The organism is Noviherbaspirillum galbum (assembly GCF_010974945.1).
Taxonomy (GTDB): domain Bacteria; phylum Pseudomonadota; class Gammaproteobacteria; order Burkholderiales; family Burkholderiaceae_D; genus Noviherbaspirillum; species Noviherbaspirillum galbum.
In genome coordinates, this window is record NZ_JAAIVB010000072.1 from 1 (window position 1) to 21577 (window position 21577).

Annotated in this window: 19 protein-coding genes and 1 rRNA gene; 11 read left to right on the forward strand and 9 right to left on the reverse strand. The window is 60.0% G+C overall.

The window, feature by feature from the left end:
- A 5S ribosomal RNA gene (gene rrf / locus G3574_RS29005) occupies positions 1-101 on the forward strand; the annotation flags it as partial.
- A 214-nt stretch (positions 102-315) separates the two neighbouring features.
- Here rrf and tnpC read toward each other — a convergent pair.
- The 4 genes from tnpC to G3574_RS20765 form a co-directional block, all read right to left on the reverse strand.
- On the reverse strand, positions 316-1827 hold the full coding sequence (gene tnpC / locus G3574_RS20750) for an IS66 family transposase (RefSeq protein WP_163967454.1): 1512 nt from the start codon (positions 1825-1827) through the stop codon (positions 316-318).
- 60 nt (positions 1828-1887) lie between these two features.
- Positions 1888-2223 (reverse strand): IS66 family insertion sequence element accessory protein TnpB, encoded by a 336-nt coding sequence (gene tnpB, locus G3574_RS20755; RefSeq protein ID WP_163967456.1) that lies wholly within the window; start codon positions 2221-2223, stop codon positions 1888-1890.
- Positions 2220-2573 carry an IS66-like element accessory protein TnpA gene (gene tnpA, locus G3574_RS20760; protein WP_235953537.1) on the reverse strand — a complete coding sequence of 118 codons (354 nt, stop codon included), beginning with the start codon at positions 2571-2573 and terminating at the stop codon, positions 2220-2222. Before tnpA ends, tnpB begins: the two co-directional genes overlap by 4 nt.
- 241 nt (positions 2574-2814) lie before the next feature.
- On the reverse strand, positions 2815-3975 hold the full coding sequence (locus G3574_RS20765) for an alpha-hydroxy-acid oxidizing protein (RefSeq protein ID WP_163967459.1): 1161 nt from the start codon (positions 3973-3975) through the stop codon (positions 2815-2817).
- A gap of 578 nt (positions 3976-4553) precedes the next feature.
- Between G3574_RS20765 and G3574_RS20770 the strand changes: the two genes are divergently transcribed.
- Complete coding sequence (locus tag G3574_RS20770) at positions 4554-5687, forward strand: ABC transporter substrate-binding protein (RefSeq protein WP_163967460.1); 1134 nt, start codon at positions 4554-4556, stop codon at positions 5685-5687.
- 138 nt (positions 5688-5825) lie between these two features.
- Here the strand turns inward: G3574_RS20770 and G3574_RS20775 are convergent, their stop codons facing one another.
- Both G3574_RS20775 and mscL read right to left on the reverse strand, forming a co-directional pair.
- A complete protein-coding gene (locus G3574_RS20775) occupies positions 5826-6782 on the reverse strand; it encodes an alpha/beta hydrolase (RefSeq protein ID WP_163967462.1) in 957 nt (318 codons plus the stop codon).
- A 177-nt stretch (positions 6783-6959) separates the two neighbouring features.
- Entirely contained in the window at positions 6960-7403 is a 444-nt protein-coding gene (gene mscL, locus G3574_RS20780) for a large conductance mechanosensitive channel protein MscL (RefSeq protein WP_163967464.1), read from the reverse strand.
- Positions 7404-7687: 284 nt separating this feature from the next.
- On the opposite strand from mscL, the gene G3574_RS20785 reads away from it, so the two are divergent.
- The 4 genes from G3574_RS20785 (at position 7688) to G3574_RS20800 (ending at position 12533) form a co-directional block, all read left to right on the forward strand.
- Positions 7688-8674, forward strand: a complete 987-nt coding sequence (locus G3574_RS20785; protein ID WP_163967467.1) for an alpha-1,2-fucosyltransferase — start codon at positions 7688-7690, stop codon at positions 8672-8674.
- 246 nt (positions 8675-8920) lie between these two features.
- Entirely contained in the window at positions 8921-10081 is a 1161-nt protein-coding gene (locus G3574_RS20790) for a GNAT family N-acetyltransferase (RefSeq protein ID WP_163967468.1), read from the forward strand.
- 34 nt (positions 10082-10115) lie between these two features.
- The gene (locus tag G3574_RS20795) at positions 10116-11273 is read left to right on the forward strand and encodes a GNAT family N-acetyltransferase (RefSeq protein ID WP_163967469.1); all 1158 of its coding nucleotides are present in this window, start codon (positions 10116-10118) and stop codon (positions 11271-11273) included.
- 60 nt (positions 11274-11333) lie between these two features.
- On the forward strand, positions 11334-12533 hold the full coding sequence (locus G3574_RS20800) for a hypothetical protein (protein ID WP_163967452.1): 1200 nt from the start codon (positions 11334-11336) through the stop codon (positions 12531-12533).
- A gap of 90 nt (positions 12534-12623) precedes the next feature.
- Here G3574_RS20800 and G3574_RS20805 read toward each other — a convergent pair whose 3' ends face one another.
- Together G3574_RS20805 and G3574_RS20810 are read right to left on the reverse strand one after the other, a co-directional pair.
- Positions 12624-14189 carry an ArnT family glycosyltransferase gene (locus G3574_RS20805; RefSeq protein WP_163967470.1) on the reverse strand — a complete coding sequence of 522 codons (1566 nt, stop codon included), beginning with the start codon at positions 14187-14189 and terminating at the stop codon, positions 12624-12626.
- A 518-nt stretch (positions 14190-14707) separates the two neighbouring features.
- On the reverse strand, positions 14708-15835 hold the full coding sequence (locus tag G3574_RS20810) for an alkene reductase (RefSeq protein WP_163967471.1): 1128 nt from the start codon (positions 15833-15835) through the stop codon (positions 14708-14710).
- Positions 15836-16037: 202 nt separating this feature from the next.
- Between G3574_RS20810 and G3574_RS20815 the strand changes: the two genes are divergently transcribed.
- On the forward strand, positions 16038-16946 hold the full coding sequence (locus G3574_RS20815; RefSeq protein ID WP_235953538.1) for a LysR family transcriptional regulator: 909 nt from the start codon (positions 16038-16040) through the stop codon (positions 16944-16946).
- A 707-nt stretch (positions 16947-17653) separates the two neighbouring features.
- Here G3574_RS20815 and G3574_RS28850 read toward each other — a convergent pair.
- Positions 17654-17836, reverse strand: coding sequence for a hypothetical protein (locus G3574_RS28850; protein WP_328804823.1), 183 nt, complete (start codon positions 17834-17836; stop codon positions 17654-17656).
- Positions 17837-17891: 55 nt separating this feature from the next.
- On the opposite strand from G3574_RS28850, the gene G3574_RS20820 reads away from it, so the two are divergent.
- From G3574_RS20820 to G3574_RS20835, 4 genes are read left to right on the forward strand one after another with little or no spacing between them, the layout of a single operon-like run.
- Complete coding sequence (locus G3574_RS20820) at positions 17892-18551, forward strand: S1C family serine protease (protein WP_407941690.1); 660 nt, start codon at positions 17892-17894, stop codon at positions 18549-18551.
- Positions 18552-18567: 16 nt separating this feature from the next.
- Entirely contained in the window at positions 18568-19596 is a 1029-nt protein-coding gene (locus G3574_RS20825) for an AAA family ATPase (RefSeq protein ID WP_235953539.1), read from the forward strand.
- A complete protein-coding gene (locus G3574_RS20830) occupies positions 19571-20518 on the forward strand; it encodes a DUF58 domain-containing protein (RefSeq protein ID WP_163967473.1) in 948 nt (315 codons plus the stop codon). The genes G3574_RS20825 and G3574_RS20830 overlap by 26 nt, the downstream gene beginning before the upstream one ends.
- Positions 20515-21573: a VWA domain-containing protein gene (locus tag G3574_RS20835; RefSeq protein ID WP_163967474.1), complete on the forward strand. Its 1059-nt coding sequence runs from the start codon at positions 20515-20517 to the stop codon at positions 21571-21573. Before G3574_RS20830 ends, G3574_RS20835 begins: the two co-directional genes overlap by 4 nt.
- The last annotated feature ends 4 nt before the right edge of the window (positions 21574-21577 follow it).

The following is a 21577-nucleotide window of genomic DNA, read 5'->3' on the forward strand; positions in this document are numbered from 1 at the left end:
AGCGAGTTGGCCCCACCCCTTCCCATCCCGAACAGGACCGTGAAACGACTCCACGCCGATGATAGTGCTGCAACCAGTGTGAAAGTAGGTAATCGTCAGGCTCCCCATGCAAACCCCAGTCGCTCCCCGCGGCTGGGGTTTTTGCTTTTGCGCGCGCCAAACGTCTGCGCCACTCACCGCAGGTTGCTGGTTGCACGTCGCATGCTGACCATGCGCACCGCCTGCTTGCGGCTGTCCCTAACCGCAATTCGGAGATCCAAGGTAAGCACCCGGCGATCCCGTCTTGACGTTATCGTTGATTGCTGAACGATGGGATCAGGCAGGCGTCCAGCGATGCGGCAGCAATTCGTCGATCCGACTGGCCGGCAGCGTGGGCAAGCGCTCAAGCACATCCTTCATGTAGGCATGCGCGTCATGGCCATTGAGCCGGGCCGAATGCAATAGGCTCATCACCGCGGCAGCGCGCTGCCCGGCTCGCAGACTACCGGCAAATAGCCAATTCTTCCGGCCAAGGGCAATCGGACGGATCTGGTTCTCGACCCAGTTATTGTCGATCGGCACCGCGCCATCTTCGAGATAGCGCGTCAGTGCTCCCCAGCGCTCCAGGCTGTAATGGATCGCCCTGGCAGTGGCACTGCCTTCCGGCACACGCTGGCGTTGTGCCAACAGCCAGGCGTGCAAGGTATCGGCTGCCGGTTTGCCCAGCTTGTGCCGTAGCATTTGTCTGGCTTTGATGTCCAACCCCTGTACCTGCCGCTCAACGTCGTACAGCACGCCAAACAGCTTCAGCGCTTCTTCGGCGATCTGGCTCTTGTGGTTCGCATACAGTTCGTGGAACTTGCGACGCGCGTGTGCCATGCAGCCTGCTTCGACGATGCCCTCTCGGAACAACGCCTTGTAACCAGCGAAGTCGTCACAGACTAACGTGCCACGCCAGTTACCCAGGAATTCGCCAGCATGGCGCCCGGCACGCGACTCGGCGAAGTCGAACACGACGGCCTTCATCGTGTTGATACTGGTGCTGCAGTAACTCCACAGGTACGCACGATGCGTCTTGCCAAGACCTGGCTTGAGCATTGCCACTGGTGTTTCGTCGGCATGCAATACCGATTCCGCCAGCAGGTGCTCGATCAACGCATCGACCAGCGGCTGCAACCGCACGCCACATACGCCTACCCACTGCGCCAGCGTGGTGTCCGGGATCGCAAACCCAGATCGTCCATAGATACCGCTTTGGCGATACAAGGGGAGATGATCAAGATATTTGGCAACAAGCACCTGCGCCAGCAGTGCAGCCGTCGGGATGCCCTTGTCGATGATCTGCGGCGGCACCGGGGCCTGCACCAGCGTCTCGCACTGCCGGCACACCCACTTGCCGCGCACATGGCGCTCTACCGTAAAGACGCCGGGCTGGTAGTCGAGCTTCTCCGCCACGTCTTCGCCAATGCGCTGCAACTGGCAACCGCAATGGCAGGTCGTGGCGTGAGGTTCGTGATGCACATCCTTGCGCGGCAACGATGCCGGCAAGGCGGCGCGCCTGGGCTGCCGCTTCTCGTTCTGGTCGTCGGCCGGTTTAGCCGGTGCCAGCTGCTCGATCTCGGCCGTCAGCGCTTCGATATCGGTGTCGAGCGTCTCGAACAGCAGACGCTGCTGCTCACCGGTGTACGCTTCGCTGGATGCGGCAAACTTGATCCGCTTGAGCACTGCCATCTCGTGTGTAAGCTTGTCGATGAGCGTTTGCTTGACCTGCATCTCGGCCATCAGCCGTGCGGCCAGTGCGCGTAGCGCTTCGGCGTCGAGATGGGCGAGATCGGTCGTGGAAGTCATGCGCGGCAGTGTGCCAGAACCAGTGCCGCAAGGGAACAGAAACAGTATACGTACGAGGCATCAGACCAGCGCAATGGCGTGGTCAGTGGCCAGCGTCTTCCATGGCAGACCGGTGATGAGCGCCTGCAGCTGCTCGGCATTGAGCGCCATGGTGGCCGCTGATGCTTCACCACACCACACGAAGCGGCCGCGGTTGAGCCGGCGAGCCGCCAGCCAGATCCCCAGGCCATCGTAGACCAGCACCTTCATGCGAGTGCCGTTCCGGTTAGCGAACAGGTAGGCATGATGCGGGCGGGCAGCACCGAACACATTGACCACGCGTGCCAGCGCTGTATCAGTCCCGGCGCGCATGTCCAGCGGCTCGGTGGCCAGCCAGATGGCATCGACGCGGATCACCGCAGTACCTCGCGCAGCCAGGCCGCGCACTGCGCCGCCTCGGCCAGCGGCCAGCTGACAATGGCCTTAACCGGCCCACGGCACAATTCGATGCGTAGCTCGGGGCAGGCTGCAATACCGGCTGCCGGCAAGGGTACCGGCACAAACGAAGCGGCAGAAGCTGCAACGGTTGCGCCCTGACGCCTCACTGCGCGGGCACGCCACTTGTGAACGAGGTTGGCGTTGATGCCATGTGCCATGGCTACGGCGGCAATCGATGCGCCAGGACGTTCACACTCTGCCAGGATTTGCGCCTTCATGGCAGCGCTATGGCGGCGCCGGCGTGGTGTCGTACGGATGAGTTCTGTCATGAGGTGTCCACTTATTTAGGTGGACACGATCATCCCTATCGGCCGGGGCTACCGCAAGGTGTGTTCGCCGGGTGCTTACGATCCAAGGTGCTTTTCAAGCAAAGCAATTAATGACGCAGAGCATCGACTGGTCTGGCAATCGGTCAAGGACCCGCGCCGCATCGTGTAGTTGCTCATGAGCCAAATCTTCTTGTTGCAGAGCTGTTGAAGCCGCGCAGACGCCTAACGCTTCATCGCGCATTCATGACACCCTGACCGCACCCTCCCGTCTCACCGCATCAATGCTTGGATACCCATTCACGGCCATCAACAAGTCTGCTTCGGCCAGCATGCACTTCAGTACGTGTGCGGCGCCGGCCGCACCACCAAGCGCCAATCCATAAACATAAGGCCTGCCGATCCCGACGGCGCGCGCGCCGAGTGCAAGCGCCTTGACCACATCGGTGCCAGAGCGGACGCCGGAATCGAACAGGACGGGCGTATCCCCCGCGGCCGCAACGACGTGCGGCAAATGATCGATCGCGGCGATTCCTCCATTGGCTTGACGCCCGCCATGATTGGAACAGTAAATCGCGTCAGCGCCACAGTCGACCGCTCGTTTTGCATCATCCGGATGGCAGATGCCCTTCAGGACAAGGGGAAGCTTGGTAATCGATCGCAACCATGCCATGTCATCCCACGTCAAGACCTTGCCGAAGGTCTGTGCCCAGCGCTGCACCACCGTGGCCCGATCGTTGATGGCTGGCCCGAGCATTCGCTGGAACACCGGGTCCGACGTGTAATTGGTCAGGACGTGGCCACGCAATTGGGGAAAGTTGCCTGTATTGAGGTCGCGCGGCCGCCAGCCGGTGACCCACGTATCCAGGGTAACCACCAGCGCCTTGAACCCTGCCGCTTCGGCGCGATGAACAAGGCTTTCCGCGAGCGCCTTGTCTCTAGGCGTATAGAGTTGAAAAAATCCGGGCACGTCGCCGAGTTCCGAAGCGACCGCTTCCATCGGATCGTTCGACAGCGTCGAAGCCACCAAAGGAACGCCTGTCATCCTGGATGCCGCCGCAGCCGCAAGGTCCCCATGCTCGTCCTGGGTACAAAGTCCCGTGACGCCGATTGGTGCCATGAACAACGGACTGGGAAGCTTCAGGCCAAACAGTTCGATGTCTAGGTGACGGTGAGTGCAATCCACCATCATGCGCGGCGTCATGCCCCAATGCTTGAATGCGCTGGCATTTCTATCCTGCGTAGTCTCATCGCCGCATCCACCACGTACATAATTCAGCAGGGAGGTTGACATAGCCTCGGCCGCGCGCTTTTCCAAGGTCGGAAAATCGACCGGCCATTTCTGAATGACCCCGCTGAGGCCTGCAAAATAAATCTCGTTTTGAAAGTCCCCAAAGTGGGCCATGCGTGATCTCCAGAGGGTCGATTATTCGTTCCAACGGGTCGTTTCATACGGCAGGAATTTTTCTTAGGCCGTAAAGAAAGGTAGAAAATCCGGCTCTTTGAAAGGCAAGTCTTTGATATTTAACAAGGTTTTTGGATACCCACATTTCTTGTGGATAACTTTGTGGGTAAGTCGCCTCGGCGAAGGCGCGAAGCAGCACTGATGCGGCCCAACACAGAATGCCTAATTTATGAGCAATTTCAAAAACACTTTAAAATCATCGACTTAAAGCAAAAATGTTTATCATCCAGCCGGTTGGAATCAAGCATTGGCCCAAGGTTTTGTTTTATGTCGACCAGTGTATAACTTTGTTTTGTCAATGCTGTATGCGCAATCAGTGCTTGCCCTTTTGCCGTGATCGTAGCAACACCAAGAATTCGTTTTCCGTAGGGACTGATTTCGAAAAATGTCGCATTTTGCAACTCCTTGCTTGCCGATGAGCTATTTTTAGCATGGTCGTGCTATTCTCTAAAACGTTGCCTTTAATAACTTAAAGACAACCATAAACTTCGTTTCATAAAACGACAAGAGGAGACAAGATGAGCACTTTGAGGAACATGCTGGCCGCATCGATTACCGCAATCGCGCTGGCTGGCGTTGCGACCGCAGGGGAGGTGAGAATTGGTTCCGTTTCCGGAATCACCGGCCCCAATGGCGCGACGGGTGCGGAGGGGGTGGCACTCGTCAACGGCTACTTTGACATGATCAATGCCAAGGGCGGAATCAACGGCAACACTATCGTCCGCGTGACCAAGGACGACCAATACGATCCGCGCCGAACCGCCGCGCTTGTCGACGAAGTCATCAACAAGGATAACGTGGTTGCCCTGCTCAATGCGGTAGGTACGGCAAATGCCATCGCCGTCATGAAATCAGGCATTCTGAATAAATCCAAAGTGCCGCTCGTGGGTGTTTTCAGCGGCGCTGATGTCTTGCGCGGACCCGGTTCGGAGCAGATTTTCCATACGCGCGCAACGTACACCGACGAAGTCATGAAGATTTCGAGGCTGGTGTCCACGCTGGGAATCAAGCGCGTTGCCCTGCTTTACCAGGACGATGGTTTTGGCGCCGGCATCAATCAGAGTGTCGCCAAGGCAGCCGAGCAATATGGCTTCGAAGTGATCAACAAGACGGCCTACAAGACTGGTGAGACCGATTTCACGCAGCATGCAAAGGCGATGATCTCAGCCAAGCCACAGGCCATTTTCCTGATGGGGGTGCCGGACGCCGTCACGCGATTCATGAAGGTGTATGACGCGCCGGCAGGTGCTTCCCAGATCTACACACTTTCATTCGTGCCCGCGAAGATGCTCGCCGCGGAGGTGGGAGAAAAACGGGTCCGCGGAATGGGCATCAGCCAGGTCGTGCCCAATCCGGAGACGACAACGCTGCCGCTGGCCAAGGAGTTTCAAGCGTTTCTCAAGAGCCCGTATGGAAAGGGCATCAGCTCGAATCCCACTAACTTCGAGGTCTTCATCAACACGAGGCTTTTGCTGGAAGCTGTCCGCATGGCTGGATCGAATCCAACGCCCGAAAAGGTGACGAAGGCATTGACCTCCATGAACGGCTATCAGCTGGCGGGGTACCCCATCAACTTCTCCGACACCAACCGCAGCGGGTCGCATTACCTCGATATCGGTGTTGTGGGATTCAATGGACGCCTGAACTATTGAGGAAGCAGGCAGCCTCGCTCGTGCGTTTGTCGCCCGTGCGAGGCTTTGGCAAGCCTGCCACCCGCAACGTTCGGCTTGATGGCGGCGCTGCGGGATGGCTGGGAGATGCCAGGAAATACCTTTAGGGATTTGCCAGCGTCACCCAGCCGAAGCCAGCGCCGCGCGCAATTGATCGCCGCAGAGTCGAACCGCGTCATTGGCTTCGTGAAGAACTTTTCCCATGGTGATGAAGCCATGTATCTGCCGCTCAAAGCAGACCAGGGTGGCGCGGGTTCCAGCCTCGCTCAGGCGCTGCGCATACATTGTGCCCTCGTCGCACAAGGGATCGTAGCCCGCGGTCAAGACAAACGCCGGGGGTAATCCTGACAGGTCTTCCCTCAGCAACGGCGACGCGCGCCAGTCCAGATTGTGGTCGGTTTCGGTTATGTAGTGATCGTGGAAATAGCGGATGGTGTCTTGGGTCAGAAGATACCCCTGGCCGTTCCGTTCATGGGATGGCGCGGTACGACGCATGTCCGTTGCAGGATAGATCAGCAGCTGGAACGTAATGGAAAGATCGCCCGCGTCTCTCGCGCTCAGCGCCACGACGGCGGCAAGGTTGCCTCCGGCGCTGTCGCCGCCCACCGCCAGCCGATTCGGATCGACACCGAGCGACTCCGCATTATCCCTGATCCAGCGCGTCGCCACGACGCAATCATCCACAGCCGCCGGGAAACGATGCTCAGGCGCCAGCCGATAATCCACGGCAACGACTGCGCATCCAGCATGCAGGCTAAGTTCGCGGCACAGGACATCGTGGGTTTCCAGGTCGCCGATGACCCAGCCACCTCCATGGAAATACACCAATATGGGAAGACGCTGATTTGCCTGAACGCGATCTGGCGATGCCGGCTTGTAGCATCGCATCCTGATCGAACGGCCCTCCGCCTCCGCAGTCAAGTCTTGCGTGTGCACGGCACTGGACGGGTCGGGTTGTGTATAGAACCGCCGATCGCGGTAGAAGCTTCGTGCTTCTTCGACCGGCAGGGTATGCGTGGGCGGGACGCCGCGCTGTTCCATCAGATCGAGCAGGGCGCGGGCTTGCGGATGAAGCATAGTGTCTCCTCGTCGGGTTGATGTTGTTCGAGTTGCTTTAGGCTTGGCCAGCCTAACATAGTCTTCGTGGTAAAAAGATGTTCGATGGCAAGGCAGCGTCAGGCGAACCGAACCTGGCGAAGACAGGTGCGATTCCGCGGGCGAGCCGACGAACACGGCAGAAGTCAGCGTTAGGACTTAGCCCCGCGCAGTCGACCTCAACGAGTCACGGATCTCACGGAGAAGGACGACATCCTCCGGCGTGACGGGCTCGACCACGGGAGCCGGTTCTGCTGCCGGTTTGGCGTTCCGCCGGAGACGATTGAAGAAGCGGACCATCTGGAAGATGACGAAGGCAAGGATCAGGAAGTTGAGCGAAACGGTAATGAAGTTACCGTAGGCCAGGACGGCGCCTGCCTTTTTCGCCTCTGCCAAGGGGAGAGTCGTTCCCTGACCGTGCAGGGGAAGGTAGTAGTTGCTGAAGTCGAGACCGCCGAAGATGCTGCCGGCAACCGGCATGATGACATCCTGAACCAGCGAGTCGACGATCTTTGAAAAAGCGGCGCCGATGATGACACCCACGGCGAGATCGACGACGTTGCCCTTGACGGCAAATTCCTTGAATTCCTGCATCATGCCCATGAAGTTCCCCTTAGCTAACAAGAAATGAATGACCGCATTATGGGGACGGCGTGGCCTCTTGGAAAGTTGAATCTATTTACCGTGCCCATTATGCAATCCTATGGCATTGTCGCACGCCTGCCTTCCCTGCTTTCCAATGATCCAGGCTTGACCCAACGATTGGTCCGCGGAAAGAAGACTGATTCAGGTCAGTCGCAGGCACTAATGGTCACAGCCATCCGTCCAAACTTGCAACTAAATTGAATGAATGCAATTCCCGTCAGGGAGTGGCTGAGGCAAGTTCCATGATCGTGGTGCAGATTCACAGCGGGTTGGGAAATCAGCTTTTCATGTATGCGGCCGCGAGAGCCCTTGCCGACAAGCTGGGCACGGGGCTGTACCTGGACGTGGACAACGACTGCAGGAATGGCGTCAATAACGGATCCTATGTCGGCCATTCGTTCCAGCTGGACCGCTTCAACATTCGCGCGGACTATCCCGGGCAGGTGGAAGGCGAGGCGAAGACCAATTCGACCATCGGCTTCTACAGCGCGGTCAAGTCGAGGCTGAAGGAAAACGATTTCGTCCGCCAGACTGCCCGCCTGTTCCGCCGCTATGGCGTCGATCCTGCCCAGCTGCTCATGAAGGCGTCCGGACAGGAGCGGAGATTCTTCAAGGAAGCGCGAGGCGACTGGGGCTACAAGCCTGATCTCATGTCGCTCCCCGACGATTCCATCCTGCGCGGCTGTTTCTTCTCGTTCCGCTATTTCGACCATCTCCGCGCGCAGTTGCTTGAAGACCTCATGCTGAAGGAGCCTTTGTCGGCAGCAAGCCAGGCGATGGAGAGCCGGATGCGGTCCGCCGAGTCGGTCAGCATCCACGTCCGGAGAGGAGATATCGTTACCGACCCGGAATATCGCAGCTGGTACGAAGGCATCTTGACCGAGGACTACTACCGGAACGCGGTTTACTACTTCAGGGAGCGGCTGAAGGATCCGGAATTTTTCGTGTTCTCCGATGACATCGACTGGGTCAAGTCGGCTCTCAAGCTGCCCGGGCGCTTGACCTATGTTGATCATAACGACGCGGCGCACGGTTATGAAGACCTGGTCCTGATGAGCCGTTGCAAGCATAACGTGACTGCAGGATTCAGCTCTTTCAGCTGGTGGGGCGCCTATCTGAATCGCCATCCGGAAAAGGTCGTGGTGCGTACCCGGCGCATGAATGCGCTGGACCACATGAATCATCCGGATGATTTTTTCCTGCCGGACTGGGTGATCGTTGATTCATGAGGTATTCGAACGGCAATGCGACTTGCGCCATGCCGACGGAAACAGCCTTGCCGTCGATGACACGCGTTGCCATTGAGTGCTCTCAAGCCGGAGCAAATTATCGAATCTTCACCGCCCCATATCGACAATCATTTGAAGGAAAGGAAGCCAGACCATCCTGCCGGGCCCGGGCATTGCGAAGCACGCGTCATCGCGTCCGGGAAACAGCACGGCAAAGGAATCGACCAGGTCTGGCAATGACGATACATGGAAAACCAAGCTATCAAGGTGACATGGCACTCCGGCGCCTTGCCTGATCCTGCCATCGGCATGCTGGATCAACTTTATGCTCACCTGCACTCCTCGGCGGCGTACTACTCTGTGTACGGTGTGCTGGCTACGGACACGCATGCCTGCGTTCTGGAAAGCGATGGCAAGACCGTCGCGGTGTTCCTGTTTCGGCACGAGGGGAAGAGGATTCTCGTGGTCAACGAGCAGTGCGCCTTCCCGCCAGCGGCGGTGGATGCGTTCGCCGAGCAAGCATTCGACCGCCATCCGGATGTGGAAATGATCGCGTTCACGGCAATCCTGAGCGCCGCGACGAAGCGCTTCCCGTCGGTTTCCGCGAAGCGGACGCAAGACATCGTGCTCACGCTTCCCGCCAGCGAGGAGCAATACCTCGCGCAGATGGGCAAGTCGACCCGGGCGTACATCAAGCGTTATCTCAACAAGCTGAAGCGCTGCCATCCAACCGTGTCGTGGGTCACTTATGAACGTGGCGAGGTGCCGCGAGATCAGCTGCTGGCGGTGATCGAACTGAACCGCGCACGCATGGCGAGCCGGTTCAAGACGTCCTACATCGACGACGCCGAGACGGACAGGATCATGTCGCTGGTCGAGCGTTGCGGCCTGGTGACCATCATGACGATCGACGGCAAGGTGTGCGCAGGCACCATCAATTATCGCGTCGCGGACAACTACTTCCTGCAAGTAATTGCGCATGATCCCGCTTACGACGAACACGGATTGGGCACGCTCTGCTGCTATCTCACGGCCTGCGAATGCATTCGCCGCAAGGGCAGGGAGTACCACTTCCTGTGGGGACGCTACGAATACAAGTATCGGTTGCTCGGTGTCCAGCATGACCTGAGCGATGTGCTGATCTTCAGGTCATCGCTGCATCGGCTTCGCCATGCGGACACCGTCATCCGATTCGGCATCAACGGAAAACTTTACGAGATCAAGGACTGGGCGGAGGCGCATGCCCGGCGCCAGGACAACTCGAGCTTCGCGGGACGGGCAGTGCACACGGCAATGAACAGCTTGAAGAAATTGAAGCGCGGCGCGGACCGGATACGCATGCGCTCCGACGCCCACGGCGTCCTGGCCGATGTGCCGGTGCGTCATTCTCCGCCGAACGTCTCTTGAGTCCGCGATCGTAGAACAGGGAACCGCAAGAATCATGGAAACAATCAATACCACGATCGCCATTTCTCCGGCCGCCAGGCCAAGCATGGCGAGTGCCGCCGATGATGGCGTCGATGTCGTCTGTCATGAAGGGTCACTGCCGGCAGCGGGAAAGGAAGCGATCGATCAGGTATATGCGCACCTGTATTGCTCGCCGCATTATTTCGAAGCTGAAGCAGCCTATGCGGATGCCAGCTTGTATGTCGCTAGCCGTGACGGCGTGCCCGTCGCGGCCCTTCCCTACAAGCACGACGCCACGGAAGTCGTGGTGGTCAGCGAGTATCTCACGCTGTCCGATGCCGAGCTCAGCCGCTTTGCCACCCATATGTTCGAACGTTACCCGTCGGTGCGGCGCATTCGCCTTCCCAAGGTCACGGCACCGCTCGAGACGGTAGCGTTTCCATGCCATGCGACGGTGAGCGGGGAGGACATGGTGGTCGACCTTCCGCCGTCGGTCAAGGATTACGAGACCGCCGTCGGCAAGAACATGCGGCGCAACATCAAGCGCTATACCAGCGCCTTGCAGAAGGCATTTCCGTCTTACCGCTACGAGCTGTACCTCGAGCAGGAGATCGATGCCGGCGACCTGACGGACATCATCGCGCTGAGCTGCATGCGGATGCAAAGCAAGAATATCGTTCCGCGCTTCACGGAAACCGAAATCGACTGGATCGTCGACTTCGCGAGGAAACGCGGCATCGTGGGCGTGGCGAGAATCGACGGCAAGGTTGCGGCGGGCGCCATCGGCTTCAGGATCGGCGACAACTACTTCATGCATGTCATCGCTCATGATCCCAGGTTCAACGACTACAGCCTCGGGATCCTTTGCTATTACCACACCATTTGCGAAGGAATCGCGCGCGGCGCGCGGCGCTTTCATCTTCTGCAGGGACGCTACGGCTACAAATACCGTCTCCTCGCCAAGCGGGTGGACGTGAAGCATGCCGACATCTATCGCAACCGCCTGCAGTTCCTCGCCGCCATGCATGAGGTTGCGCGAAAGGAATGGCAAGGCCGCGCATGGCTGCTGAAGCAGTGGCTCCTGCACGACGTGGAGCGGCTGGAAGGGCCGGGATATCGCTTGCTGGCAGGCCTGGTTCAACGCCTGCGCCGGGCCAAGCGGGCAAAAGGGCTGGCCGGGGGAGATGATTGACCGGCATGGTTTTGTAGGGACTATCGGGCAAGTTAACACTAAAGTTCAGAGAGGTACACCATGATCAGCAAGAAACGACTTATTCCCGTGATTCTCGCCGCGATGTTCGTGACCGCTTGCGGCGGAGGCAGCGATTCCACCTCATCTACGAGCGGCACGACCACGACGGGCGCCTCAAACACGCCAGCCACTACCGGCACGACGGCGACTCCCACGACGCCGGCAACGACGGGCTCGACGGCAACCCCGACCACGCCTGCCACGGGGACGACATCCACTCCGCCAACAACAGGCGCGACGGGAACGACAGGCACGCCCGGTGCCACAGGAACCACCACGGGCACGACCCCGGCAACCACAGGCACGACGGCGACCGGCCCGGCGAGCGACGCCAAGCTGGCTGGATTCATGGAAATGGTGGCCAACCAGATCCTGTATATCCGTACCAACCGCGTCATTTACCTGCCGGTCGGGCTCAACGTCTTCGAAGGACAGACCGGCATCGTTGACATCGCATCCGGAAGCGCGGTGACGCCGATCGCCGGCCTCGAGTCATTCGCCGCATCCCAGGGCTGCAACGCGCAGAACGATGGCGTATGCGGCGTTCAACCGACGGCGGCCGCGCCGGCGGCGCCTCTTGCCGGTTTTGGCATCCGCCTCGACAAGAACGTGCTGACCTCGGATGCCACGCAGCAGGTCGCCGGCCAGAAGGTCGTCGGCCGCATTGGTTTCGACCTGACCGAGTTATCGAACTCACCGGGCATCGCGGCCGGACAGTCGCCGGAAATCATGCGCTTCATCCTCGACAACGTGGAAATGGCAACGAACGCCGCCGGGCAGCTGGATACCGTGAACGTGCAGGCCGGCGCCAAGCTGCATGTGTATGGGAAGACAGCGAGCGGCGCGGAAATCCGCACGGACCTGCCGCTGCCGCAAGGGTCGGTGAAGCTAATTCAGTTGACGGACATCCCCGACCGTGGGAGCGATACGGGAAGCCAGATCCTCTACATGGACCTTGAAAAGGCGTTTTCCCAGGCCGGGCAAAGCCTCGCCGGACTGGAGCAGATCTCAGGCCACTTTGCCATGCATGTGACGTTCTCGTCGTTCAGCAGGATCTTCCGGCCTGCCGCCGCGGCAACGGCCGAATTCCCTGCAGTCGCTGCCAAGGACCTGGTTGGTTCTGACATCACGGTCAACAGCGAACCCACGGTCAGCGGCGCGGGCATCAATGGCACCGCGTGGATCCGCATGTTCCCCTGATTTTCATCTTGCGGGCTGGTGCAACCGTCGAAGCCATCGATCCTTCATCGATGGCTTCGATGCCATATAGGCCATGGCCCTCCCGGGCCGTCACTTAGCCACGTACAGCCAGAACCGTTCCCTCCTGTCGCAACGCCGGGCACCTTCCCAGGCAAGCTTCCACCGGGAGGTGTCGATATCGGCAGGCGGGTTCTTCGCAAGGCCGTTGATCAGCAGAAGGTCGCAGTCGGAACCGTCGACGACTTCTTGCCGCTGGGTGTTGATGCCAAGGACATAACGCAGCATGGCCCGCTCCGATTCGCCCAAGCCCTCGCTGGCGATGCAGCGGTGCTTTTGCGGCATAGCCGAGTGCATCGAGAGGAAGACGTCGCGGTAGCTTTTCGCCGCATCGATCCAGGGCAGCCACAAGGTGGCCAGCAGGCCCCAACAGAGCGTCAGGCCGATTGTCCAGCTGAGCAGTCCGCGGGCGGCTGTGCGCGACACCCGTCGCCACGCAAGGACCGCCAGCAGACTTAAGGAGGATGCAATCGCGATTTCATCCGCGCTGTTTTGCAGGTTGAAGTCGTCGGGCAGGTGGGTCGCCAGGAATTGCCACGATGGCGGCGCACCGGTGACCATGATGGAAATCCAGATGCCCCAGATGAACAGGCCGATGCCGCTGAAAACCAGGCGCGAGCCCCAGTCCCAGGTCAGGTTGAGCCGCCCGGGAATGCGGCTTGCGACAGGTGTTGCCAGCAGGCAGACGGGAACGAGAAGCGGCAAGGCATAATTCGGGCGCGCCGACGCGGACACCGCAAGCACGAACATCATGACCGAGAACAGGACGAGGGGGACCTGGATGCGCGCATCCGTGCGCAGCTCGTGCTTGAATCGCCATGCGGCATAGCCGGCGAGCGGCAGGCAGGGAAAGCCGAACCATGGCAGGGTCTCGAGCCAGAACCCCCTCTTGTGGGGCGCGCCCAGCGTCGCCACGGAAAAACCGATGAACCGACCAACGTTGTTGAGCCAGAACCATTCGATGAAAAGCTCGGGGGAGCGGATATAGAGCTGCACCGGCCAGATCAACAGCCAAGGCAGGGAAACCATCGCCGCGACGGCAAGAGACTTGAAATACGCGCGCTGGCGCCAGTTCGCGAACGCGATGGGCAGGATCAGCGCCGTCAATCCCAGCACGCCTACTGAAAGCACGCCCTTGCTGAGGAAGCCGATGCCGGCGCCTGTCCCGAGCAACGCGCCCGCCAGCACAGGGCGTTCACGCGAGACGGCAAAACCGCAGCAGGCCAAGGCGAAGCCGGTGAGGATCGGGATGTCGGTCAACATCAGGTGAGCATAGAAGACCAGCCCGAGACTGCCTAACATCGCGACGACGCTCAAGCGCCCCTGGCCCTTGCCCCACCAGCGGTTTCCGGTCCACGCCAACGCCCCGCAGGTCAGCCCCATGAACAATCCGGTCGCCAGCCTCGCGCCGTCATGTGGCGCCAGCCAGGGCGAGAAAAGCGTGGCGAGGATCCCGGCCACCCAATAGTAGAGCGGCGGCTTTTCCATGAACGGTTCATTGGCGACGTTCGGCACGATCCAGTCGCCGCTCTCGAGCATGTGCTGCACGATGCCGAAGATATAGGTTTCATCCTGCTTCCATGGATCGTGGCCGATCAAGCCGGGAATGATGTAAGCCAGGACAAGAATGAGGAACAGCACGCCTTGCCCCAGCCTGGGGCGTGGCCAGAGAGACCGCAATTGACGTAGGGCTGACTTCTCGAAGTCTCCAACCACCGCGGGATTCGTCAGTGCAGGCGCTTTAGCGAGCAGGTCCGGATTGGATCCTTGAGGGTAATGCATGATTGGAAAACTTCAGATGATCAAATTCTGGAATATTTTCAAGAGTTTAGAGCATAAATCTTGATCTGTGGAAAAACTGCTGGAATTGACGGGAAAACGTTGGATCGGATCACAAATGGCGTTCATTTCGAGATGGGAAAAGGCGAACTGGCGACTTGCGGGAATGATCACGCTTCTGGCGCCGCAACGGGAAGGGCGGGGAAACAGAATGCGCAAGAAAGCCATGCAGGTAATCCGCATGGCTTGCTTATGCTTCGCGAGGAGAGAAGGCTATGACCACGTGCATGGCGTCGCGGTCATCGGAGAGCACTCTAAACGAGCGGCGGTGCAGCGGGTCAGGCAGCCTGGTTCAGCGCCGGATAATCAATGTACCCGGCCGGGCCTGGCGTATAGAAGGTCTGCGGGTTGGGCGCATTCAGCGGAGCGCCTTGCCGCAGGCGATGCACGAGGTCGGGGTTTGAAATGAACAGCCTGCCGAACGCCACGGCGTCGGCGCGTCCCGTTTCCACGGCCTCAATCGCCATCTGCCGGTCATAGCCGTTGTTCGCGATGTAAGTTCCCTTGAACGTCCTGCGGGCCCAGGCAAAGTCGAAGCCGGGAACGTCGCGCGGTCCGCCGGTTGCGCCCTCGATGAAATGAATGAAGGCGATGCCGCGCTGGTTCAGTTGCTCGACCAGATAGCCAAACGTTGCCTGCGGATCGCTGTCCGTCAAATCATTGAACGGAGTGACGGGCGAGAGGCGAATGCCGACCCGGCCTGCGCCGATCTCCTGGGCGACGGCATCCACGACATCGAGGGCAAACCGGGCACGGTTTTCGGGGGAACCACCGTAGGCATCGGTCCTCTTGTTTGCGCCGTCGCGGAGGAACTGGTCGATCAGGTAACCATTGGCGCCATGGATTTCCACGCCATCGAAGCCCGCACGGATGGCGTTCGCCGCACCGCGCCGGTATTCGTCGACGACTTCCCTGATTTCATCGACGCTCAGCGCGCGAGGCTCCGGAACCTCGACTTTGCCCTGGTGGGTGTAGGCGACAACGTCAGGCTTGATGGCCGACGGAGCAATCGGTTGCTGTCCGCCGTTGAGCAAAGGATGGGTGACGCGGCCAACATGCCAGATCTGGGCGATGATCTTCGAGCCTGCGTCATGCACGGCGCGCGTGATGGCTTTCCAGCCCTCGACCTGGGCATCCGAATAAATTCCGGGCGTCGCCATATAACCTTTCCCTGCCGGCGATACCTGGGTGCCTTCGCTGATGATCAGTCCGGCATTGCTGCGCTGGCGGTAATACTCGATGTTCAGGTTGCTGCCCGGGATATCCCCAGCCGCTTCGTCCGCCCGGCTGCGCGTCAGCGGGGCCATGACGATGCGGTTTGCCACGTCGATGTCACCGATGCGTGCGGGCTGGAACAGCTTCGCCTGCTCGATGCTTTCCCTGGAGGGCGTGACGGATGCATTCATGGTTCTTTCCTCTCTTGCAATCAATGAGTTATTTCGGGGTTCCATCCTTGCCGCCGCAGAGACCCGAACGGGGCGGTTTTATTGCGCGGCAAGTCAGCATGCAATTATGGTCATTCCCGGGGGATTTAAATCCCATGCCATGGCAATATGTTTTATTCTGCATGGGAATGAATAAGGAAAGGGTATGGACAGGCTACGCTTGATGGAAACCTTCGTGAGGGTGGTAGAGACAGGGAGCTTTTCGGCTGTGGCCCGCGAAGCATTGGCCACCCAGTCCGCGATCAGCAAACAGATACAGGCTTTGGAAAGCCAGTTGGGGACGACGCTTCTCGTACGGTCCACGCGCAGCCATTCCCTGACCGAAGCCGGGCAGCTTTATTACGATCGCTGCCGGCAGGTCCTGGACATGCTCGAAGAAGCGCGCATCGAAGTCCATCAGGCCGAGCATGCGATCACGGGCATGCTGCGCGTCGCCGCACCGGTGGCGTTCGGACGCCTGCACATCGTGCCGCGCCTGAAAGGGTTTTATGCGCGCTTCCCGCACATCAAGGTTGATTTGCAGCTCGACGATGGATTCATCGACCTTGTCGCCGCCGGCATCGACGTCGCTTTCCGGGTCGGTGAATTGAAGGACAGCCGCCTCGTCGCGCGGCGGATCGGCACCGCGCACCGTGCCACGTTTGCCGCGCCCGCCTATCTCGAGCGTTATGGAGAGCCCCAGCACCCACAAGACCTGTTGAATCATTTTTGCCTGATCTACACCGGCCTTGCGAACGTCAACGAATGGGTCTACCGGCAGGACAACGGACCGGAGCTGATCGTGCGGGTCAATGGAAATTTTCAGTCGAACAGCTCCGAAGCCATCCGCGAGGCTGTGCTCGACGGATTGGGGATCAGTTACTCTCCCCAATGGGTGTACGGTGACGATCTGCGTGCTGGCAGGATCAAGCCAATCCTCCGCCAATACAGTCCGCCGCCACTACCGCTGAACGTCGTGTTCCAGCCATCCCGCCGTCCTTCGCTGAAGGTCAACCGGTTCGTCTCCTACTTCGCCGACGCATTCGCCCAAGATCCCGACATCGCGGAAATGCTGTCGACCTCATCAACCTGAGGTCAGCCGGTGGTACCTGCGAAGGTGTAAGGAAATTCTTACATACGGTAGGCAAATACTTGATATTAAACAATGTTTCTGGAATACCCACATTGCCTGTGGATAACTTTGTGATTAACTCAGGGAAACCGCGCCGAAATGCAGGTTTCATGCGGACCTCATTAGTTTGCCTAATTTTTGGGCAAAACAAAATTTTCATTTGAATCAATGACTTAGGGTGGGGTGGGTGTGAAAAGTCTTTGCACAGACATCCTAAGTCCGGCAAGAAGCCGCTCGGAACTTGACAGTGAATAAGTTTTGCTTGTCAAGCTTGCGGATGTTCAAAATGCAAAAATATTTCTAAGCGGCACGCCTTATTCCAGCTTGCCAGGTCGCTCATCATTTTAAGGTCGGGTTCGCCCTTGAGCTTCCATGCCACCGCCCGATAGCTTCCCAAGCGCCTGCCATGTCGACCTCGCCGGGATGCATTTTCGTGACCGCGATCAACAAACGATCACGAAACTTGCGTGCCTTGGCTGCCTCTTATCGAAATGGGCCCGGCCAGTAGCGGACGGGAAGGGGCTTCCTATGAAGAGAACACCGATATACAGCCGCTCGTCGCAAAGGCCGCGTGGTACCGCCCATTCCGGGGGAAACGATGAAAGCAGTGGCAGTCGAATCGCCGCCCCATTCGGCGAACGGAGCGAAGGCACTCCCCAGCCACCGCGTCAGGACGCGCCCGGCAATCCATCGCCTTCGGCGACGAGAACTGAAAATCCGCCGCCCGCGATAGCTTCCGGATCGAAAAGCGCGACTCCAGTCACTCCACCGAAAAGCAAGCCGCGCCTGAACCAGACAAGCGCCTGGCTGGCGCTGCTGTCTGCTTCGCTGACGGCGCTTTGCTTCCTCACTTACCAAGCCTGGCTTGCGCCGCCGCAACTGACGCAGAAAGACATCGATGCCGCCGTGTTGCATACGCTAAGCACCACGGTGCTTCCCTCTGCGGAAGCTCGCGCGTTCGAAAGGATCCGGCCGTCGGTGGTGCGCGTGGTGCAGAAGGCGAAGGGAAGGGGAGGAGAGGGCAAGCTTCGCGGCGTGGGAACCGGCGTGGTGATCGTCAACAATGGAACGATACTGACCAATTTCCACGTCGTGCAGGGCGGCGAAGATACGCTGAAGGTCGACTTCTACGATGGCACCGAGTCGGAGGCATACGTCGTCAAGCGGATGCCGGAGCATGACCTGGCGATCATCCGCGCGAAGACCATCCCCGACGACCTGCTGCCGGCAACCATGCGCAGCACGCACGGCCTGCTCGTGGGCGACCATGTGATGGCTGTGGGCTTCCCCTTCAACATCGGGCCTTCTGCCTCATCGGGCATCGTTTCCGGACTGAAGCGCGTCTACCATTCGCCCGACAACAACGAAGTCCTCGACAACCTCATCCAGTTCGACGCCGCCGCCAATCCCGGCAATTCCGGCGGACCCCTTGTCACCATGGATGGGGAAGTCGTTGGCATCGTCACCGCCATTCTCAGCCCCCATGAACCAGGTACCTTCGTCGGCATCGGCTTTGCCGTACCGATCGAAGTTGCCGCAAGCGGCGTCGGCATGTCGCCCTTCTGACCTGCAAAGGAGAGTCATGAACAACTCGGAAGCCAGTTTCGGAGAGAGCCGGTCGGAAATCGCCGGCAAGATGGAGCGCATCCTGTACGAGGTGAAGCGGGTCGTGGTGGGGCAAGACCACTTCCTGGAACGGGTGCTCGTCGCGGTGCTGGCGGGCGGCCATCTGCTGGTGGAGGGCGTGCCCGGGCTGGCAAAGACGCTCACGGTCAATACGCTGGCCAAGACGATACGCGGAAGCTTCCACCGGATCCAGTTCACGCCGGATCTCGTGCCCGCCGACCTGATCGGAACGCGCATCTATAACCAGAAGACCGGTGAATTCAGCACCACGCTGGGGCCGGTGTTCTCCAACCTGCTGCTGGCGGATGAGATCAACCGCGCGCCCGCAAAGGTACAGAGCGCCTTGCTGGAAGTCATGCAGGAGGGCCAGGTGACCATCGCGGGCGTGACCCACCGGGTGCCGCAGCCTTTCCTGGTGATGGCCACCCAGAATCCGATCGAAACGGAAGGCACTTACCCGCTCCCGGAAGCGCAGGTCGACCGGTTCATGATGAAGGTGCTGATCAGCTATCCCACCGAGGAAGAGGAATTCGTGATCGTGAGCCGGGTCACCGCCAGGGAGCAGGACGTTTCCGCCGTGACGACCACCGACGAACTTGCGCGCCTGCAGCGCCATTGCCGTGAATGTTACGTCGACCCCTCGCTGGTGCGCTATGCGGTTCGTCTGGTCGCGGTCACGCGCTCCCCGGCGCGGTATGACATGAACGATCTCTCGAAGTACATCTCCTGCGGCGCCAGTCCGCGCGCGTCCATCCACCTGATCGAAGGCGCGCGCGCCCTGGCGCTGTTGCGCGGGCGCCATCACGCGCGTCCGGAAGACGTGGTCGACCTGGTGCCCGACGTCATCAGGCATCGTCTATCACTGTCCTACGAAGCGCTGGCGGACGGCGTGACCGCCGACCAGTTGATCCTGCGCATCCTCAAGCGCTTCCCGCCACCGGAAAAGGTACTCGAAAGCCATGTCCGCATCGACGCCAACGCCTGAAGCGCTCCTGCGGCGCATGGAGATGACCGTCCTGCGCCGCCTCGACGGCTTGCTGCACGGCGACTACCACACCTTGTTCCGCGGGATTGGCATCGACCTCGCCGACCTGCGCGAATACCAGTACCAGGACGATGTCCGCCACATCGACTGGAACGTGACGGCGCGCATGCAGACTCCTTATGTGAAGGAGTTCCACGAGGAGCGCGAACTCACCGCATGGTTCCTTCTCGACCTCAGCGGATCCGAGGACTTCGGCTCGCAGCAGGTCAGCAAGCGCATGCAGGCCATCTACCTGACGGCCGTCCTGGCAAGCGTGCTGAACCGGCACGGCAACCGTTTCGGCGCCGTGCTGTACGGCGCGGGCAAGGATTCGGTACTCACCACGCGCAACGGCCGCCAGCAGATCCTGCGCCTGCTGCATGGCATGCATGGATGCAAGCCGCCCGATCCGGCAACGTCCGGCTCAAGGGCGGGCACGCGCTTGCACCAGTTGCTGGAAACGGCGGCAGGCGTGGCGCGGCGGCGTTCTCTGGTCTTCCTGATTTCGGATTTCATTTCCGAGCCGGGATGGGAGCGCCCACTGGCGGCGCTCACGCACCGGCACGATGTGATCGCGATCCGGCTTTACGACCCGCTCGAGATGAGCTTGCCGGATCTCGGCTTGCTGACCATCCAGGATGCGGAGACCGCCGAGCAGATCCTGGTCGACACGCATGACGCGGGCTTTCGCAGCCGTTTCGTCGCCGCGGTGGGCGAGCGCGAGGAGCGCCTTCGGGAAAGCTTCGCGGAGGCTGGCGTTGACGTGCTCGAAATCTCAACCGAGGATGATATCGTCGATGCGCTGTATCGGTTCTCCGATCTCCGCAAGCATGCCAGCCGGCTCGCGACGGGTGGCTCCGCCCAACCATGGAGGGCGTCATGAGGTTTCTTTGGCCCGAACTGTTATGGACGCTTCTGGCGTTGCCGCTGCTCGTGCTCTTCTACATTGCGATCCTGCGCAGGCGCAAGAAGATGGCGATGCAGTATGCCGGACTGGCAACGGTCAAGGCGGCCATGAGCCAGGGGCAGCGCCTGCGGCAGCACTTGCCGCCTCTTCTTTTCCTGCTGGCGTTCGCCGGCATGCTGCTGGCCGTTGCGCGGCCCGTCGCTGTCGTGACCCTGCCGTCGCAATACAAGACCATGATCCTGGCGATCGACGTGTCCGGAAGCATGCGGGCGAACGACGTCAAGCCAACCCGCTTCGATGCCGCCATCAGCGCCGTCAAGGCGTTCGTCAACCAGCAACCAGGCGATACGCGGGTGGGACTGGTCAGCTTCGCCGGCACGGCCAGCATGATCCAGCTTCCGACCACGAACCGGGAAGACCTGCTGGATGCCGTCAGCCGCTTGCAGCTACAGTATGGAACCGCGGTCGGCAGCGGCATCCTGGTATCGCTGAAAGCCATCTTTCCGGATGCGGAATTCGACCTGACGAGCGCTGATCCGGGCCGGATATCCTCCCGCGATCAAAGAAGCTCGTCCCTCGACAGCAGAGCCGGAAGGGAAAAGCCTGCACGGGATTTCAAGCCGGTGGCACCGGGTTCGTATGCCAATGCGGCAATCATCCTCCTGACGGATGGCCATACCACGACCGGCCCCGAGCCGGTAAAGACCGCCCAGCTGGCGGCGGAGCGCGGCGTCAAGGTCTACACCATCGGCCTTGGCACCGTCGAGGGCCAGATCGTGACGGCGGACGGCTGGTCCATGCATACCAGCCTGGACGAGGATGCACTCAAGGAAATTTCCTCGGTCACCAAGGGAGAATACTTTTATGCGGGCACGGCCGAGGACCTGAACCGGATCTACAAGTCGCTGAATTCGCGCATCGCCATCGAACGCAAGGAAACCGAGACGACGGCGCTGTTTGCGGCCGTCGCCGCCTGCCTGGCGCTGCTGTCCGCGCTGCTTTCGCTGCTCTGGTTCAATCGCGTGCTGTAGAGGG